This is a genomic window from Subtercola sp. PAMC28395 (assembly GCF_018889995.1).
Classification (GTDB): Bacteria; Actinomycetota; Actinomycetes; order Actinomycetales; family Microbacteriaceae; genus Subtercola.
The window spans coordinates 1,016,476-1,034,769 of sequence record NZ_CP076547.1 but is presented as its reverse complement, the minus strand read 5'-3'; the positions used below and the strand labels follow the sequence as shown (position 1 = coordinate 1,034,769).

The window sequence follows — 18,294 nt, the reverse complement described above, 5'->3', positions numbered from 1 at the left end:
GGTGCCGGTTCAGTGCCTCTGTTCTCCCTCGCGTCATCTTTTGTCGCAAGAGTAAGCCGTAGATCAGGGGTTTGTGCGGTACGTGGACGTTCCCATCACCCGCGAGACGTGGATGGCGATCACCACACGCTGCGGGTTCTCGCGCGGTTGCCGATAGCGGGCAGCATAGCGGTCGACCGCTTCCTTCACCGAGGCGGCGTCATCCAGTACGTGGGCGGTCCCCTCGAGTGTCAGCCATTGTGCTCCATCGAACTGGCTCACGGAGGCGCGGCCGTCGCGGCGCACGTTGAGCACCTTCTGGTTGGGCCCATTCGTGATGATGCGCACTATTCCGCCGCTCGGAGTCTGTTCGTACGTGAATCCGATGGGTACGACATGCGGGGACCCGTCCGCGCGCAGTGTCGTCAGGGTTGCGATGTGTCGCTCGGTCACGAAGGCGAGTCCGGCATCGGAGAGCAGGGAGGAAGGGGCGGCGGTCACCCTCTCCACGATAGAGGGTGGGGCTCGATCGCCGAGGGCAGCGTTCGTGACGTTTCGGCTGCTGCACGTCAGATCACCACGGCACGTTCTGCCGAGAAGCGGTCAGGCGCTGAGACGTGGGTAGTCGACGTATCCCACAGCTCCGCCAGTGTAGAACGTCGCAGGGTTCGGCTCGTTCTCTGGGTGCGAGCCCTGCCAGCGCTCGACGAGGTCTGGGTTTGCGATAGCGAGACGACCAACGGCGACTGCATCCGCGTGCAGATCGCGCACGAGCGAAACCGCCTGGTCGCGTGTGGTCACCGACCCGAATCCCGTGTTCGCGATCACAGGGCCACCGAACCGCGCGCGGAGGTTCTGCACCAGATCGCCGGTCGGCTCGTGGTGCAGAATGCTCACATAGGCGATACCCAGCGGTCGAATTCCGTCGATGACGGCTTCGTAGGTAGCCGTGGCGTCGTCGAGGTCGGGCTCGAACGCATCCTGAATGTTGTGCATCGGCGAGAGACGGATGCCCACCCGACCGGCCCCGACAGCATCAGCCACTGCGGCAGTGACCTCGACGACGAAGCGAGCTCGAGCATCCGGGGACTGCCCGTAGTCGTCGTCACGCTGGTTGGCCGCCGGCGAGAGGAACTGATGAAGAAGGTAGCCATTGGCACCATGGATTTCGACACCGTCGAGACCAGCGGAGATGGCATTTCTTGCAGCCGTCACGAACTCGTCGCGCACCGTCGCAAGTTCGTCGCCACTCAACGCATGCGGCACCGGGTAAGCGAGCTTTCCGGTCGCCGTATGGATCTCACCGTCGATGGCCACGGCGCTCGGGGCAACAATCCGGTCGGTTCCGGTCACATCGGTGTGTGAAACGCGGCCGCCATGCATGAGCTGCATGACGATTCGCCCGCCCTTGGCGTGCACGGCATCTGCCACCTGCCGCCAGCCCTCGATCTGTTCGTCACTGACGATGCCTGGTTGGCCGGGGTAGGCGCGCGACTCATCGCTTGGGTAGGTTCCTTCGGTCATGATCAAGCCGGTGCTGGCGCGTTGTGCGTAGTGCTCAGCGACGAGTGAGCCGGGAACGCCCGTCTCGCTCGAACGGGTTCGGGTGAGCGGAGCCATGATGACACGGTTCGGTAGGTGCAGGTCCCCGAGAGTCACGGGCGAGAACAGATCCATAAGTCAAAGCCTTTCGTAGCGGCGAACCTTGTCGGTTGCCCCTGCACGAAACCGTGCCGGCTCCCTCGCTATTCCGAGGCCGCAGGAATTCCCAGAACCCTCGCACACGGAAGGTCGGCAGACGGATACTCAGTCAGCGTCAGACCTGGCGATTCATCGAGCGTTCAGCAGAGCGAACCCGGCTGGCGGACTCGAAGTCGGCTCGAGAAGTACTGTAGTCAGCGCACGCGCGCCGACAGCCATCGCGTCTGCGCCTCGCGCTGGTGGCCGGTGCCGCCTTCGTGCCCGTTGTAGCGGTAGAACTCGATCGCCTTGTCGTCAGGCCGGTAGGCGTTGAAGGCGGCAAAGACGGTTGAAGGAGGGCAGATGCCGTCCATGCCTGCAGCAGAGAAGAGGGCAGGAGCCGTAGCCCGTTTGGCGAAGTTCACCCCGTCGAAATACGACAGAGTCGACAGCACCTGCTCGTCGCTGTGCCGGTTGACAGCCAGATACCGTGTGATCTCGCCATAGGGGTCTGTTGCGCTGACATCGAGCGCACGCTCGAAGTGGCACAGGAAGGGAACATCGGGCATGACCGCGACAAGGTCTGGCACGAGTCCTGCCACAGCAAGCGTGATTCCGCCACCCTGGCTGATGCCCTGCACAGCCACCTGGTCGACGTCGACCCCGGGCAGCGCGCGCGCAGCGTGAACCGCCCGTACGGCGTCGGTGAACACGCGCCGGTAGTAGTACGTCTCCGGGTCCAGGATGCCACGGGTCATGAATCCGGGCGAGGTCGGCTCACTGCCCGCAGTGTCGGCGGTCGAGCCACCATCGCCCCAGCTCATTCCCTGCCCGCGGGTGTCGACGTAGAGGTGCGCGAACCCTGCACTGGCCCAGTGCAGGGCCTGCCCGGCCAGCCCACGGCCACCGCCGTAGCCGATGAATTCGACCACCACCGGAAGATCCTGATCCACCCCTGCCGGTCGTGTGTACCAGGCATTGATGCGGTCTCCGCCCGACCCGGCGAAGCTCACGTCGTGCACGTCGATCGTGCGGTAGACGGTGGCCAGGGCATCCACACGCAGGCTGAGGTCGTGCGTGTTCGCTTCTGCGAGTGTTCGGCTCCAGAAATCGTCGAAATCAGCTGGTTCGCGAACGGTGGGCCTGAAGGCTCGCAAGTCGGCGAGCGCGAGATCACTGAGCGGCAAAATATCCTCCTGCTGGGCGTGCATCGACGCTAGCAGCTGCCGCCGCCGCGATCATACGTGCCGATGACGAAGGCGAGGTGTTTTCCGGACGACGGACACCACCGACCTCGCACTCCCATGGTCACTGCGGCCAGAAACTGGGATATAGTTGCCATATACAAACTATCTATATGGACCTCAACGACGAGACCAACACTCCGGAGGAATCGTGGCGACGAAAACCACCCGTGAACGCGGCGCACTGTTCAGCAAAGACCACCCCAGGTACAAATGGGTGGCGCTGAGCAACACCACCCTGGGCATGCTCATGGTGACCATCAACAGCTCGATCGTGCTCATCAGCCTGCCCGCCATCTTCACAGGCATCCAGCTCAACCCCCTTGAGCCAGGAAACGTGAGTTACCTGCTGTGGATGCTCATGGGCTTCATTCTCGTGACCGCCGTACTCACCATGACCTTCGGCCGTCTCGGCGATATCTACGGCCGCGTGAAGATCTACAACATGGGATTCGTGATCTTCACGATCGCCGCCATCGCGCTCGTGTTCGACCCGTTCACGTCGGGGCAGGGCGCACTGTGGCTGATCGGCTGGCGGGTCGTACAGGCCGTCGGTGGTGCGATGATCTTCGCGAATTCCACGGCTATCCTCACCGACGCCTTCCCCTCGAACAAACGCGGCATGGCCATCGGCATCAACCAGATCGCCGCCATAGCGGGGTCGTTCCTCGGTCTGCTCATCGGCGGGGTACTCGCCACGATCGACTGGCAGTTGATCTTCCTCGTGAGCGTTCCCTTCGGACTCCTCGGCACGATCTGGTCGTACAAGTCACTTCATGAGGTCGGCCAACGCAATCCGGGCAAGGTCGACATTCCCGGCAACGTGCTGTTCGCGGTGGGTCTCATCACCCTGCTGACCGGTATCACCTACGGGATCCAGCCCTATGGCACCGACTCGATGGGGTGGCTGAACCCTTGGGTTCTCGGCTCGATCATCGGTGGGATTGCACTGCTCGTGATCTTCGTGTTCGTCGAGCTGCACCACAAAGACCCGCTCTTCAACGTGCGGCTCTTCGCTATCAGGGCTTTCGCCTGGGGCAACGTAGCCGGCCTCATGGCCGCCATCAGCCGGGGTGGCCTGCAGTTCATGCTGATCATCTGGTTGCAGGGCATCTGGCTCCCGCTGCATGGCTTCTCGTACGAGAGCACTCCGCTCTGGGCTGGCATCTACCTGCTGCCGCTGACGATCGGCTTTCTCGTCTCCGGCCCCATCTCGGGTGCGCTCAGTGACAAATTGGGTGCGAGGACCTTCGCGGTCGGCGGTCTGATGCTCGTCGCCGTCACCTTCGTGGCGCTGCTTCTCATTCCGGTGAACTTCGACTACGGCATCTTTGCGGTGCTGACCTTCCTGAACGGAATCGGTTCGGGAATGTTCGCGGCCCCGAACCGCACGGCGATCATGAACAGTGTTCCCGCGAACCAGCGTGGTGCAGCATCCGGCATGACAGGCACGTTCCAGAACGCCGGCAACTCGCTCTCGATCGGCATCTTCTTCTCGCTGATGATCGCCGGCCTCGCCGCCACCTTGCCGACTGCCATGTACAGCGGCCTCACGGCGCATGGCCTGGCCTCTGATGTGGCAAACCAGGTGGCCTCGACTCCGCCGGTCGGCAGCCTGTTCGCCGCGTTCCTCGGCTACAACCCCATCGAGTCGATCCTCGGGCCGATCGGTGCGCTCGATGCTCTCTCGCCGGCGAACTCGGCCGCGCTGACGGGCCAGTCGTTCTTCCCGCAGTTGATCTCCGACCCCTTCCACTCGGGGCTTGTCATCGTGTTCACGGTCGCCGCTGTGCTCTCGGTATTCGGCGCGATCGCATCATTCTTCGCCGGAGGCAAGTACGTGCACACCGAAGCCGGTGCCGTGAAGACGGTGCCCACCGAGCCCGCGAGCCTCGCAGCAGAACTCAGCGACGTCTAACCCGTAGCCACGCGCGCGAAGTCTGCGGGCAAAAAAGGCACCGAAAACGCGAGTTTTGGGTGCCTTTCTGCCCGCACGAGCGCCGAAACGTGGGCAGAGGCGGAGGAGCCGTGGCGTGTCAGGCGACGAGCTGGGGCTGCCCTGCCGCCTTAGCCTCACGGCGGTAGCGGTGCAGAATCGGCTCCGTGTAACCGCTCGGCTGGCGGGTTCCCTCGACGATGAGCGCCCTGGCAGCCGCAAAGGCAACCCCGTCGAAGTCGGGCGCCATCGGCCGGTAGTGCACGTCGCCCGAGTTCTGGCCGTCGACGATCGCCGCCATGCGCCGCAGCGTCTCGTCGACCTGCTCGAGCGTCACGACCCCGTGAAGCAGCCAGTTCGCCACGTGCTGCGAGGAGATGCGGCAGGTCGCACGGTCTTCCATGAGCGCGACGTCGTGGATGTCTGGCACCTTCGAGCATCCGATGCCCTCGTCGACCCAGCGCACAACATAGCCGAGGATGCCCTGCACATTGTTGTCGAGTTCAGCCTGTCGCTCTGCGGCGCTGTATTCGCGCGTGGCAAGCGGAATACGCAGGATCTCGGTGACCTCGGCGGGGGTTCGGCCGGCGAGCTCGCGCTGCACGGCAGGCACGTCGACGCGGTGATAGTGCAGCGCGTGAAGTGTCGCGGCGGTCGGCGAAGGCACCCAGGCCGTCGTCGCACCCTGCAGGGGATGCTGGATCTTCTGCTCGAGCATGTCAGCCATGAGGTCGGGCATTGCCCACATTCCCTTACCGATCTGCGCCCGCCCCGGCAGCCCGGCCGCGATGCCGATGTCGACATTCGACGCCTCGTAGGCTGCGATCCACGGCTCGGACTTCATCTCCGCTTTGCGCACGAACGGGCCGGCGAGCATCGAGGTGTGGATCTCGTCGCCGGTGCGATCGAGGAACCCGGTGTTGATGAACACCACCCGGTCTGATGCCGCACGGATGCACTCGCGCAGGTTCACCGAAGTGCGTCGCTCCTCGTCCATGATGCCGAGCTTGATCGAGCGTTCGGGCAGACCGAGCAGGTTCTCGACCCGGGAGAAGAGTTCGACGGCGAAGGCGACCTCCTCCGGCCCGTGCATCTTGGGCTTCACGATGTACATCGACCCGGTGAGCGAGTTCGGTAGTGCGCCGCCGCCGCGGATGTCTGTGACGGAACCCAGTCCGGTCATGATCGCATCGAGAATGCCCTCGAAGACCTCGTTGCCGTCTGCATCGAGAATGGCGTCCGTGGTCATCAGGTGACCGACGTTGCGAATGAAGAGCAGCGAGCGGCCGCGCAGAGTTGCAGTGCTGCCGTCGACCGCCGTGTACTCGCGGTCGGGGTTCATGCCGCGCACAAAGGTGCGCCCGCCCTTCGTCACCTGTTCGGCGAGCGTTCCCGTCATCAGCTCGAGCCAGTTGCGGTACCCCACGACCTTGTCGTCGGCATCGACGGCGGCCACAGAGTCTTCGAGATCCATGATGGTCGTGACGGCGGACTCGAGCAGAACGTCAGACACGCCAGCGGGGTCGGTCGCGCCGACTGGATGCTCGCGGTCGACCAGCACCTCGAAGTGCAGGCCGTGGTGAACGAACACGAGTGCCTCGGGCTGAGCACTGTCACCGCGGTGCCCGAGCAGAGCGGACGCCTCCACGAGACGGGCGGATCCGTCCGCCGTCTCAACCCTCAACCCGTCGGAGTCGACGGAGTACCCGAGAGAATCAGCGTGACTGCCGGTTTCGAGCGGGATCGCAGCGTCAAGGAAGCGGCGGGCTTCTGCAACGACGGCAGCGCCGCGCACAGGGTTGTACCCCGCGCCCACAGCCAGGTCGGCCGACTGGTCGATTGCGTCCGTGCCGTAGAGCGCGTCGTAGAGCGAACCCCAGCGCGCGTTGACGGCGTTGGCCGCAAAACGGCGATTCAGCAGGGGAACGACGAGCTGGGGGCCCGCCTGGCTTCGGATCTCCTCATCCACACCCTCGGTGGTGACGAAGCCGGTCGCCTGACCGGGGTCGCCCTCGACCAGATAGCCGATCTCCCGCAGAAAGGAGAGGTACTGCTGCGGTTCGACAGGGCCGGGAGCGGCACGATGAAAGTCATCGATCTGGCGCTGCAACTCGTCACGCGTGCGCAGCAGCTCGAGGTTTCTCGGCGTGAGGTCTGCCAGGAGTTCGGCGACCCCGCCCCAGAAGGTCTGCGCGTCAAGCCCAGCCTGCGGCAGCGCCTCGGCGACGAAGTCGTGCAGCGGCACAGCCACGGAGAGGCCAGCAACATCTATTCTGTCGATCACAGTACAAATCCTTTCAGAGAAGTCGTGCGGCCTTCGTTGGTGAGGCACACGCCCAGAAGTCGTGCTCCCTTGCACATGCTGGGGATGCACGACTTCTGGCAGTTCGAGCGAGACGTCAGGCGGCCACAGGCACCCGGGCGGGAACATCGACGAGGTAGTGCGCGTACGCCGGAATGGTGAGGTACGTCGGGAAGTCCTCCTCCAGCGCCACGAGGCGAACAATGTCGGCGGCCGCATCGAACTGGTCGCCGGAGAACCGGTCTGCGAAGCGCACCTGCTCCGCGAGCTCGGCGGTGACGGACTCGGTGGTGATGCGGTTGCCCTCAGCCGTGACGATCGAGTAGTGGATCCACTGCCACAGCTGTGCGCGAGAGATCTCGGCCGCCGAGGCGTCGGCGACGATGTTCTCGAGCTCGACAGCTCCGACGCCGCGCAGCCAGCTCTCGATGTAGCGCAGCGCGACGGTGACGTTCGAGCGGACTCCCGCATCGGTCACCACCTTGTCGAGGGAACGCACATCGAGCAGCTGTTCTGCGGTCACCTCGACGTCGTCGCGCTGGCGAGTGATCTGGTTGGGGTTGGTGCCGAGAACCTCATCGAACTCCGCACGTGCGGTGAGGATCAGTGCAGGATTCGCCACCCAGGTACCGTCGAAGCCGTCGTGTACCTCGCGGTGCTTGTCTTCGGAGACCCGGGCAAGCGACTCCTCGGTGAGTTCTGGCTTGTGCGCGTCGGGAATGAAGGCGCTCATGCCTCCGATGGCATACGCTCCCCGCTTGTGGCAGGTGGCGACCAGCAGCTCTGTGTAGTTGCGCATGAAGGGAACCGTCATGGTGACCCGGGTGCGGTCGGGGAAGACGAACTGGCGCCCGCGTTCGCGGTAGCTCTTCAGGAGGCTGAACATATAGTCCCAGCGGCCCGCATTGAGCCCAGCACAGTGATCGCGCAGCTCGTAGAGGATCTCGTCCATCTCGAACGCGGCCGAGATGGTCTCGATCAGCACGGTCGCACGAATGGTGCCGTGGTGAATTCCCAGAGCGTTCTCGCTGAAGGTGAAGATGTCATCCCACAGGCGAGCCTCGAGGTGGTCTTCGAGCTTGGGCAGATAGAAGTAGGGTCCCTTGCCGGAATCGATCAGTTTCTGGGCGTTGTGAAAGAGGTACAGGCCGAAGTCGACAAGGGAGGCCGACGCTGCCTGGCGCTGCCCTGCGCGGTCGGTGAACTTCAGGTGCTTCTCGACGAGGTGCCAGCCGCGGGGCCGCATCACGATGGTGGGCAGCTCGCCGGTGCGGAGCTGGTGCGTGACGCCATCGTCATCGATGAAGTCGAGCTGTCGGCGAACCGCATCGAACAGCGTCAACTGGCCGCCGATGATGTTCGACCACGTCGGGCTGGTGGCGTCTTCGAGGTCTGCGCCCCACGCCTTCGCACCCGAGTTCAGCGCCGCCACGGCGCTGAACCTGTCGACCGGGCCAGTGATCTCCACGCGGCGGTCCTCGAGGCCGGGGCCTGCGCCGGCGACGCGCCATTCGGTGTCCTCGCGAATCGAGGCGGTCTCCGGCAGGAACCGGAAGTCGCGGCCGTTCTCGACGTTCACGCGGCGGTTCATGCGATCGTGCAGCCGCTCCTGGCGACGGTGCGCGAACTGGTCGTGCAGACGCGTCACGAAGGCAAGGGCATCCGGAGTCAGAATCTCATCGAAGCGATACTCGTTCTCACCGAGGATCTCGATGCGGGGTTGTGTAGCCATTGGTCTGTTCCTTTGAAGGGGGTCGGTGTGGTCGCCGCCATCGTGACGGTGACCGCACCCGGTGGGTTTGGTGGAACTGCTCTGCTTCGCCGAATCACCGAGAGCGAGGATTGCGCTTTCGGGGTTCAACGCAGTGGAGACCCGGTCGAGTAGCCGGTTTCCACCTCACGTTTCTGCTTGTTCACTCCACTGTGATGGCCACACGAGCCCTCCGAACCGAATTCAGGAGTAGAAGATTGGCAAAAGTTCTGCGAACCGAAAAACTGCACGCGGGGCCGGAATGAGCCTCACCGCTCGACGAGGATCCCGTCTTCGTCACACCAGATCCCGGCCCCCGGCCTGAAGATCACCGAACCGACGGTCAGCACCGCATCCAGCTCGCCGGAGCCGGTCTTCGAGCTCTTTCGCGGATTGCTGCCGAGAGCTCGTATGCCCAGTGGCAGCAGCGACAATGCCACACGATCTCGAACCGCACCGAAGATGACGACGCCATTCCAGCCGTTCTCAACCGCAGCTGCGCCGATCATGTCGCCCATGAGGGCAGATCGAAGAGATGACCCGCCATCGACGACGAGTATCTTCCCCGTCCCCGGAGTATTGAGGACTTGTTTCACGAGGCCGTTGTCTTCGAAACAGCGAACCGTTCGGACTTCTCCCTCGAACCTGGCCGCGCCGCCGAACGATCCCATCTGGATCTCAAGCGACTGGAGATCGTCCCCTCGCTCGTCATAGAGATCTGCAGTTGCCGTCATCCGGGGCCCTCACTCTTCGTCTCCATCAGCTTGGCAGCACCCTCCGCGCATTTCGCCCCCGACCGCAGCAGAAGAATGCCGATTCATCTGAATCTGCAAAGGTCGGTCGACGTCAGGCTCACGCCCGCTCGGTCCACTCTCTCGCCGGGAATGCCGGTGCACCGATTCGACAGCCGCGCGCTCGATCCGAGGGCGAGCGGCAGGATAGGGTGATGAGCCTTTCCTCGTCGCCCACATCATCTCCGTCTGTGCTCGTCGTCGGCTCCGGTATCGCGGGCCTCGCCTGCGCCCGGGCACTGCACGACAACGGCGTTTCCGTGAGGGTCGTCGATCGCGGCCGGGTCGTCGGCGGCCGCCTGGCGACGAAGCGGGTGGATGATCGGCCAGCAGACATCGGCGCGCGGTACTTCACCGTGCCAGAGGGCTCCGGTTTCACTTCTGTCGTCGAGGACTGGGTCGCCCGCGGCCTGGCCCGTCCGTGGACCACCACATTCGACGTGTTCTCGGCCGACGGCACGCGACAGAGCAAATCGGGCCCGATGCGGTATGCCGCCCCTGGCGGGCTCCGCTCCCTGGCCACCGACCTGGCCGACCGCCTCCGACGAGACGGAGTCACCATCGACCAGGAGCACACCGTGGAGGGGGTCTCCGACGAGGGTGTTGTGGCGGGCATCCAGTACGACAACGTCGTTCTCGCCATGCCCGACCCCCAGGCCCGGCGGATGCTCGGGCCCGACTCGGCACCGGCCCAGAGTCTCCACCGGGCCGAGGAATGGGAGCCGACGCTCTCCGTCGTGGCCACCTGGCCAGCGAGGCACTGGCCGGCGGATCTTCACGGAGCGTTCGTGAACGGCTCATCCGTGCTCGACTTCGTCGCCGACGACGGTGACCGTCGGGGTGACGGTGCAGCGGTGCTCGTGGCGCACACAACCGCTGAGTTCGCCCGCAAGCACCTCGACGGGCCGGAGAATGCCGTCGGCGAGGTGGTGGATGCCCTGCGCACCCTGCTCGCAATCGATGAACCTCCTTCGAGCACCCTCGTCCACCGCTGGAGCCTGGCCAGGCCGAAGACTTCACACGCTGCGTCGTACCTCGTGGACGGCCACCTCGCCGTCTGCGGTGATTCGTGGGGCGATCGTTCTGCCGTCGCCACGGCCTGGGAGTCGGGTACCGCCCTAGGAACGGCACTTGCGCCAATTGAGTCAAGAAGCCGGAGCTGATGCTCGACCCCCAACCGCGCACCGGTGGTGAGGGGTCACCTCGGGCTCATCCGCACGAATTGTGTCTAGGCTCAGAAGCGTGAGCGAAACCGTGAACGAGGCAGCGTCAACGATGCACGTCATCGCGGAACCGACCTCCTCGAAGGTTGTGATCGTCGGGGGCGGTCACAACGGGCTTGCTGCGGCTGCATACCTCGCGCGAGCCGGCCTGTCGGTGACCGTGCTCGAGCGGCTGCCCCACACGGGAGGTGCGGCCGTCTCGACGTCGCCGTTCACGGGTGTGGATGCTCGGATCTCCCGCTATTCGTATCTGGTCAGTCTTCTCCCCCAGAAGATCATCGACGACCTCGGCCTTCGACTCAGCTTCGCCGAACGCCGCTACTCGTCGTATACGCCGGTTCCAGGAGGCGAGGGCGGGCTCCTCATCGACACGCGTGACGCGGCAGCGACGAAGGCGTCATTCGAAGCGATCGGCGCGGGCGACGATGCCGAGCTCTTCACCCTCTTCGACGAACACTGCGCCCAGCTCACCGGCGCGCTCTGGCCGACCCTCACCGAACCGCTGTTGCGCCGAAGTGAGGCGCGCGCCCTGGTCGGGCACGACGACACCTGGGAGGCGATGATCGAACGACCCATCGGCGACGTCATCGAACGGCACCTGCAGAACGATCTCGTGCGTGGCGTCATCCTCACCGACGCCTTGATCGGCACCTTTGCGCGCGCCACCGACCCGAGCCTCGCCCAGAACGTCTGTTTCCTGTACCACCTGATCGGCAATGGAACGGGCCTCTGGAATGTGCCGGTCGGCGGCATGGGCGCCGTCACCGACGAGCTGCTGCGCGCGGCGACCGAAGCCGGAGCCACGATCGTCACGGGGGCGGAGGTCTGTGCGATCGACGGCGGTTCAGCATCCGTGCCCGCGTCGGTGACCTACCGGCACGATGGCGGCGAGCGCGTCACGGTTTCGGCTGAGACCGTACTGGCGAACGTCGCCCCGGCAGAACTCGACCGCATGCTCGGGCGCGCCACGCCTCCCGCCGCCGCTCCACCTGCCGCTACTACGGCACTTCGGGCGGAGCTAGGCCACTCTGCCCCCTATACGGCCCCAGCCCCGCTGATCTCCGCCCAGAGTCCCCTTGTCCCAGCGGTAGCCGCGCCCGAGGGCGCCCAGGCGAAGGTCAACCTGCTGCTCACCCGCCTGCCGCGACTGCGCGACTCCTCCCTCACACCTGAGGCGGCATTCGGGGGCACCTTCCACATCAACGAGACGTATTCGCAGCTCGACCGGGCGTACCTCATGGCCGAGAGTGGCAGCCTGCCAGAACCGCTGCCGTGCGAGATCTACTGCCACAGCCTGGCTGATCCGAGCATCCTGTCGCCTGCCCTGCAGGCCGCGGGCGCCCAGACCCTTACCGTCTTCGCCCTGCACACCCCGCACCGGCTCGTCACGCGCGCGAGCAACGAGGCCTTTCGTGCCGAGGTGCAGGCTGCCGTGCTCGCCTCACTGAACAGCGTGCTCGCCGAACCCATCGAAGACTGTCTGATGCGAGACGCCACCGGCGAACCGTGCATCGAGACCAAGACCACCCTCGACATCGAAGACGCGCTCCGGATGCCCGGAGGCAACATCTTCCACGCACCCCTCTCGTGGCCCTTCGTCGACGACGACGCCCCCCTCGACACCCCCGCTGAGCGATGGGGAGTCGAGACCGCAGACCCGCGAATTCTGCTGTGCGGCTCGGGATCACGCCGCGGGGGTGCGGTCAGCGCCCTCGGTGGGTACAGCGCCGCAATGGCCGTGCTCGGGGCCCACAGCACAGCGGGGTAGCCTCACTCCATGACCATTGTCGACAACGCCATCTACGTCGATGGCCGGCGCACAGTCGAGCCACAGAACCTCGAGGAGACGTTCGAGGTGATGCGCGAGAACCACGGTGTGGCCTGGATCGACATGTTCCACCCCGACAAGGCCGAACTTCAGCAAGTGGCCGACGAGCTCAGCCTGCACCACCTCGCCGTGACTGACGCGCTGACCGGGCACCAAAGGGCCAAGCTCGAGCGCTACGGCGACACCCTGTTCATCGTGCTGCGCCCCGCGAAATACCTCGACGACGTCGAGAAGGTGGAGTTCGGGGAGGTGCACCTCTTCATGGGGCCGGATTTCGTCGTCTCGGTGAAGCACGCCGACTTTCCCGACATCGGGGCAGTACGCAGGCGTCTCGAGAGCGAGCCCGAGCTGTTCGCAGCAGGGCCCCACGCCATCGTCTACGGCATCATGGACTACATCGTCGACGGCTACGCACCCGTCATGGCCGGCCTGCAGAACGATATCGACGAGATCGAAGACCAGCTCTTCAACGGTGATCGCGAGGTCTCGCGCCGCATCTACGACCTGCTTCGCGAGGTGATCGACTTCCAGCGCGCGACCAGGCCCCTCGACGAGATGCTGCGACCCCTGCTCGACGAACTGAAAGACGATGCCGACCTCGAGATCCGCCGCCACCTCCGTGACGTGCTCGACCACGTGCTGCGCATCATCGACCGGTCTGAGGCGTTCAGAACGCTGCTCGAGAATGCCCTCACCGTGCACTCCACCCTCATTGCGCAGAAGCAGAACGACGAGATGACCCGGATGACCGAGACCAGCCTTGCGCAGGGCGAACAGGTGAAGCGCATCTCCGCCTGGGCTGCCGTGCTCTTTGCCCCGACCCTCGTGGCCGCGATCTACGGGATGAACTTCACCAACATGCCCGAGCTGAAGTGGTTTCTCGGCTACCCGTTCGCCGTCGCCCTCATGCTCGGCTCCGGTGTCGCCCTCTACGTCGCGTTCAAGCGCCGCGGCTGGCTCTGACCCGCCGAGCGTCCTCTTCACTCCATTTCTTCCCCCCTACCTGACTCGGCTCCCGCCGGCCGGGCTCCAGCCGGGGCCCGCCCCAGCACGGGCAGGTAAAATCGCTGCGTGGCCGTTTCGAAGATCATCCTGTACTACGCATTCGTGCCACTGGCCGACCCCGAGGCGATCCGGCTCTGGCAGCGTGATCTCTGCGAAAGCCTGGGCCTGCGCGGCCGCATCCTCATCTCTGAACAGGGCATCAACGGTACGCTCGGCGGCGAGCTCTCTGCGATGAAGCTCTACGTGCGCAAGACCCGCGAGTACAAGGGGTTCGCCGAACTCGACGTCAAGTGGAGCGACGGCTCCGGCCTGTCAGCAGACCCCACGGCAGACACCGAGGCAGGGCGGGCGAGGCTGCCATCGAGCGCCGTCGCCCCGCACGGCTACTCCGTCGACTTCCCCCGGCTGAGTGTGAAGGTGCGCGACGAGATCGTGAGCTTCGGCGCACCCGGCGAACTGCTGGTGGATGATCGTGGCGTCGTGGGCGGCGGTACCAAGCTCTCGCCGCTCGAGCTCCACACTCTCGTCGAGTCGCAGAAGGCCGCTGGCGACGAGGTCGTCTTCTTCGACGGGCGCAACTCCTTCGAGGCCGAGATCGGGCGCTTCGACGGTGCGATCGTTCCCGACGTGAGCAATACCCGCGAATTCGTCGCCGAACTCGACAGCGGCAAGTACGACCACCTGAAGTCGAAGCCGGTCGTCACCTACTGCACCGGTGGCATCCGCTGCGAAGTGCTCTCGTCACTCATGGCGTCGCGCGGCTTCGAGCACGTGTATCAACTCGACGGCGGCATCGTGCGCTACGGCGAGAGCTTCGGTGACACCGGGCTCTGGCAGGGCTCGCTGTATGTTTTCGACAATCGCCTGTCGGTGAATTTCTCACCGGATGCTCGCCCCATCGGAGCCTGCTACCGCTGTGGTTCGCCCACCAGCTCCATGCAGAACTGTGCGGACCTTGCGTGTCGCGCCCAGCTGGTGATCTGTGACGACTGCTCCTCCACAGGGCATGCCGCCTGCGAGCTTCACACCGCTTCGCTCGCTAACCCTCCTCTCGCCTGAACCCTCGACGTAGGCTGGCCGCATGAGTACTCCTACGATCCAGACCAAGGCCGACGAGCTCCTTCGACTGCACCTCTCACCCGACATCCTGTCGGTCGTGAACGTGTGGGACGCGATCAGTGCGAAGGTCATCGCCGATATTCCCGAGACCAGGGCCCTGGCCACGGCGAGCCACAGCATCGCTGCGTTGTTCGGTTACGACGACGGCGAGAAGATCCCGGTCGACCTGATGATCGACATGGTCGGCCGTATCGCCGCGTCGACCAGCCTTCCCGTCTCGGCCGACCTCGAAGCGGGGTACGGCTACCCCGGTGAGACGGTTCGAAAGGCAATCGGTGTCGGCATCGTCGGCGCCAACCTCGAAGACCAGATGAAACCGTTCGACGAAGCAGTGAGTGCCGTTGCGCAGGTCGTAGCGGCCGGCCAGGCCGAGGGAATCGATTTCGTGCTGAATGCCCGCACCGATGCCTTCCTGCGCGCAGGCGACCGCCCCCACGAGGAGGTCATCGCCGACGCCATAGCGCGAGGGCGGGCATTTCTCGAGGCCGGGGCCGCCTGCGTGTTCGTGCCCGGCAAACTCGACGTCGTCACCGTCGAACGCCTGGTCGCCGGTATCGGTGTGCAGCGCGTCAGCGTGATCGGTATTCCCGGCTCGCTCGCACCCGCCACTTTCGAGAAGCTCGGCGTCGCGCGGATCTCCTATGGCCCGTGGAGCCAACGTGTTGCACTCACTGCCCTGGCCGACCTCGCCGTCACCCTCTACGGCAACGGTTCACTTCCCGACAACGCGCGCGCCCTGAACTGAACCCCGGGCGGACGCCGTCACTCGGCCGATCCGTGCGGGTCAGAGCGCCAGTATCAGGCAGCGAGGGCTTCCCCCGCATTCACCGACCTCGACGCGCGCGCAAGGGCACGGCGCGCACGTCGGCGTTCGCGCCGCTCCGAGGAGAAGACCCGCGCGTCCGAACTCGACAGCGCGAAGAGTACGAGGATGTCGAATGAGAGGTTGATGAGCCCAGTCGCGAGTGTGACGTTGATCCGCGTCTGAACAAAATCGATAGCTACTATCGCGACTGCGAACAGGCTGAGCGTCATCGCCGTGAACCGGGCCCAGTTGTACCCCAGGAACATCAACTGGGCGAGCAGGAAGTACCCGACAACCGCTGCGATCGCAAAACCGACGACGATCCACAGCACGAGGTCGGCAAACTGGGCGCTCTCGACGGTGTTGCCCGAAGGAAGGTCGACGACAATCGTCTTCACCGAATCGGCCCAGCCGGCGAAGATGGCGATGACTGTGGTCAGTCCCACGACTCCACGGATGACCATGATGAGAAAACTGATGTAGATCGAGATGGGCCGCTTGACCCGGTTCGAGGAGCCCGAATTGCGCGCCGTGTCGAGAACCACGCGGCCCAACCGGGTGGCGTCAGCGGGGATCGGCGCAGCCGTCACCTCTGCAGCCTGCTCGGCGCCGGCAGCCGACACCGGAACGTCGCTGAGATCGATGATGGGCAGATCGCCGTCTGTCGTGATCGCGTCACCACCGCCGTTGACCGAGTGGTAACCCGTTGAGAAGTTCTTGATGACAGAGAACCGGCCCTCAGGGTTGGCCTCGCGCAGAGTCGAGACGATGTGGTCCCGCTCCTTGTCGGTCTCCTTCTCGATGCGGTGCGTCACCTGGAGGGTGAACAGCGAAAGGCCGACATTGCGGTCGTACGTGCCCGCGGCCATCCATTCTGCCTCGTAACCACCGGGTAGCAACCAGTCACCGGGGGTCTTCCAGAAGCGCACGTGGTGGCGTTTCGCAGGGTTCCCGGCGACCTCCTGCTGGTAGGTGAAATCCTGCATGTTGCCGAAGAGGTAGAGCGGACTCACTGGAGCATCGGAGTAGCTGCGCCGGAAGAGCGTCGACGTCACGATCCGGAGCGAACTGCGAAAGCCGACGTCATCGGCCCGGTGCCAGCCCGCCGCGAGCATCGCCGTGTGCAATTGCGCTTCAGAACCGAACAGGGCCAGGTTCACGGGGTCGCCGAGCAGGCCCTCGTTGGTGCGGGCCCGGCCGATGAAGTAGTCGGGCACGTAGATGAGAGTCAGCATGCTGTGGATGCGCGGGAGCAGCAGGTAGGCGAGCAACAGCCAGAAGATCAGCAGAAACCAGATGTACTGGAATCCCTTGCTGAACGACTCGGTGAGCACGAGGTAGGCAAGCCAGCCGGCCGCGATGGCGCCGAGAAAGAAGTAGATGGTGTCGAGAAACGCCATGATCGAGCGCCGAGGGCGACGCGAGACGGCTGGAGACGGTACCCCCGAGCTCACGCTGGCTGACATGACTCAACCGTAGGGCACGACGCTGTCACGGCGCACCTACAACAAACGTCGCATCGCCTTCCATGAGGTGGGGTCACGCGCCCACGGCTGATGCGCGAAGCTCAGGCTGATTAGGCTGGGAGCATGTTCAGAGCACTGGTGGTCGACAAAGACACCCCTCCCACACTTCGCGAAGTCGACGATGACTTTCTCCCTGAAGCCGACGTAACGATCGCGGTCGAATACTCCAGCGTCAACTTCAAAGACGGCCTCGCGCTCAGCGAGAACGGAGGCGGGGTGGTGCGCACGTTCCCGCTCGTTCCCGGAATCGACCTCGTCGGCACTGTCGAGCATTCCGAAGACCCGGCCTTCGCCATCGGCGACCGGGTGATCCTCAACGGAGACGGTATCGGCGAGAAGTACTTCGGTGGCCTGGCCGAACGGGCACGCGTGCGATCAGGCGCCCTCGTTTCCCTCCCCGACGGCCTCACCGCCGAGCGTGCCGCGGCAATCGGCACTGCCGGATTCACCGCGATGATCGCCGTTCTGGCCCTCGAACGGAATGGGGTCATGCCGGGTTCCGGAGAGATCCTCGTCACAGGGGCGGCCGGCGGCGTGGGGTCCGTCGCAATCGCCCTCCTTGCTGGGCGGGGGTACACCGTGGTGGCGTCGACCGGGCGCGCAGAGGCCGAAGGCGCTTACCTTCGCAGCCTGGGCGCAGACACCGTGATCGACCGCTCCGAGTTCTCGAGCACGGGCAAGCCCCTGCAGAAGCAACGGTGGGCTGGCGCGATCGACTCGGTCGGCAGTACCACGCTCGCGAATGTGCTTGCCCAGACGAACTACGGCGGCACTGTCGTTGCGTGCGGCCTCGCACAGGGCGCCGACCTCCCGGCAACGGTGATGCCGTTCATCCTTCGCTCGGTGACCCTGGCAGGAGCCAATTCCGTCGAGGCGCCTGCAGCCCTTCGCAAACAGGCATGGGCGGCCCTTGCGAACGAACTCGACGGCGAACTGCTCGACTCGATGACCACCACGATCGGCCTCAGCGACGTGATCGCCACTGGAGCCCAGATTCTGGCCGGCTCGGTTCGGGGGCGAACCGTGGTCGACGTTCGCCGCTGACGGGCCGGATGACACTGGCACCCGAAGTGGTTTAGTGAGCATAGTTCACTCATGAGCAAACC

At 64.8% G+C, this 18,294-nt stretch carries 14 protein-coding genes; 7 read left to right on the top strand and 7 right to left on the bottom strand.

The genetic code is table 11. The annotated features are described in order from the left end of the window. Positions 1 to 63: 63 nt before the first annotated feature. The 3 genes from KPL76_RS04925 to KPL76_RS04915 form a co-directional block, all read right to left on the bottom strand. Positions 64 to 480, bottom strand: a complete 417-nt coding sequence (locus tag KPL76_RS04925; RefSeq protein WP_216335372.1) for a PPOX class F420-dependent oxidoreductase — start codon at positions 478 to 480, stop codon at positions 64 to 66. Positions 481 to 582: 102 nt separating this feature from the next. After that, positions 583 to 1,656, bottom strand: coding sequence for an alkene reductase (locus KPL76_RS04920; protein WP_216335371.1), 1,074 nt, complete (start codon positions 1,654 to 1,656; stop codon positions 583 to 585). Positions 1,657 to 1,874: 218 nt separating this feature from the next. Beyond that, a complete protein-coding gene (locus tag KPL76_RS04915) occupies positions 1,875 to 2,846 on the bottom strand; it encodes an acetylxylan esterase (RefSeq protein WP_216335370.1) in 972 nt (323 codons plus the stop codon). A 208-nt stretch (positions 2,847 to 3,054) separates the two neighbouring features. Between KPL76_RS04915 and KPL76_RS04910 the strand changes: the two genes are divergently transcribed. Then, a complete protein-coding gene (locus KPL76_RS04910) occupies positions 3,055 to 4,821 on the top strand; it encodes an MFS transporter (RefSeq protein ID WP_253202182.1) in 1,767 nt (588 codons plus the stop codon). Positions 4,822 to 4,939: 118 nt separating this feature from the next. Here KPL76_RS04910 and KPL76_RS04905 read toward each other — a convergent pair whose 3' ends face one another. The 3 genes from KPL76_RS04905 to rraA form a co-directional block, all read right to left on the bottom strand. Then, entirely contained in the window at positions 4,940 to 7,123 is a 2,184-nt protein-coding gene (locus tag KPL76_RS04905; RefSeq protein WP_216335369.1) for a malate synthase G, read from the bottom strand. Between the two features lie 115 nt (positions 7,124 to 7,238). Further along, the gene (aceB, locus tag KPL76_RS04900; protein WP_216335368.1) at positions 7,239 to 8,873 is read right to left on the bottom strand and encodes a malate synthase A; all 1,635 of its coding nucleotides are present in this window, start codon (positions 8,871 to 8,873) and stop codon (positions 7,239 to 7,241) included. A 287-nt stretch (positions 8,874 to 9,160) separates the two neighbouring features. Continuing rightward, on the bottom strand, positions 9,161 to 9,625 hold the full coding sequence (gene rraA, locus KPL76_RS04895) for a ribonuclease E activity regulator RraA (protein WP_216335367.1): 465 nt from the start codon (positions 9,623 to 9,625) through the stop codon (positions 9,161 to 9,163). Positions 9,626 to 9,837: 212 nt separating this feature from the next. On the opposite strand from rraA, the gene KPL76_RS04890 reads away from it, so the two are divergent. The 5 genes from KPL76_RS04890 (at position 9,838) to KPL76_RS04870 (ending at position 15,602) form a co-directional block, all read left to right on the top strand. Continuing rightward, positions 9,838 to 10,845 (top strand): NAD(P)/FAD-dependent oxidoreductase, encoded by a 1,008-nt coding sequence (locus tag KPL76_RS04890; protein ID WP_216335366.1) that lies wholly within the window; start codon positions 9,838 to 9,840, stop codon positions 10,843 to 10,845. Between the two features lie 112 nt (positions 10,846 to 10,957). Then, entirely contained in the window at positions 10,958 to 12,673 is a 1,716-nt protein-coding gene (locus KPL76_RS04885) for an NAD(P)/FAD-dependent oxidoreductase (protein WP_216336090.1), read from the top strand. 9 nt (positions 12,674 to 12,682) lie between these two features. Further along, a complete protein-coding gene (locus KPL76_RS04880; RefSeq protein ID WP_216335365.1) occupies positions 12,683 to 13,696 on the top strand; it encodes a magnesium and cobalt transport protein CorA in 1,014 nt (337 codons plus the stop codon). Between the two features lie 108 nt (positions 13,697 to 13,804). Then, positions 13,805 to 14,797 (top strand): rhodanese-related sulfurtransferase, encoded by a 993-nt coding sequence (locus KPL76_RS04875; protein ID WP_216335364.1) that lies wholly within the window; start codon positions 13,805 to 13,807, stop codon positions 14,795 to 14,797. Between the two features lie 22 nt (positions 14,798 to 14,819). Beyond that, complete coding sequence (locus tag KPL76_RS04870) at positions 14,820 to 15,602, top strand: isocitrate lyase/phosphoenolpyruvate mutase family protein (protein WP_216335363.1); 783 nt, start codon at positions 14,820 to 14,822, stop codon at positions 15,600 to 15,602. A 53-nt stretch (positions 15,603 to 15,655) separates the two neighbouring features. Here the strand turns inward: KPL76_RS04870 and KPL76_RS04865 are convergent, their stop codons facing one another. Beyond that, a complete protein-coding gene (locus KPL76_RS04865) occupies positions 15,656 to 17,128 on the bottom strand; it encodes an LssY C-terminal domain-containing protein (RefSeq protein ID WP_253202181.1) in 1,473 nt (490 codons plus the stop codon). Positions 17,129 to 17,251: 123 nt separating this feature from the next. On the opposite strand from KPL76_RS04865, the gene KPL76_RS04860 reads away from it, so the two are divergent. Next, complete coding sequence (locus tag KPL76_RS04860) at positions 17,252 to 18,232, top strand: MDR family oxidoreductase (protein ID WP_216335362.1); 981 nt, start codon at positions 17,252 to 17,254, stop codon at positions 18,230 to 18,232. Positions 18,233 to 18,294 lie beyond the last annotated feature (62 nt).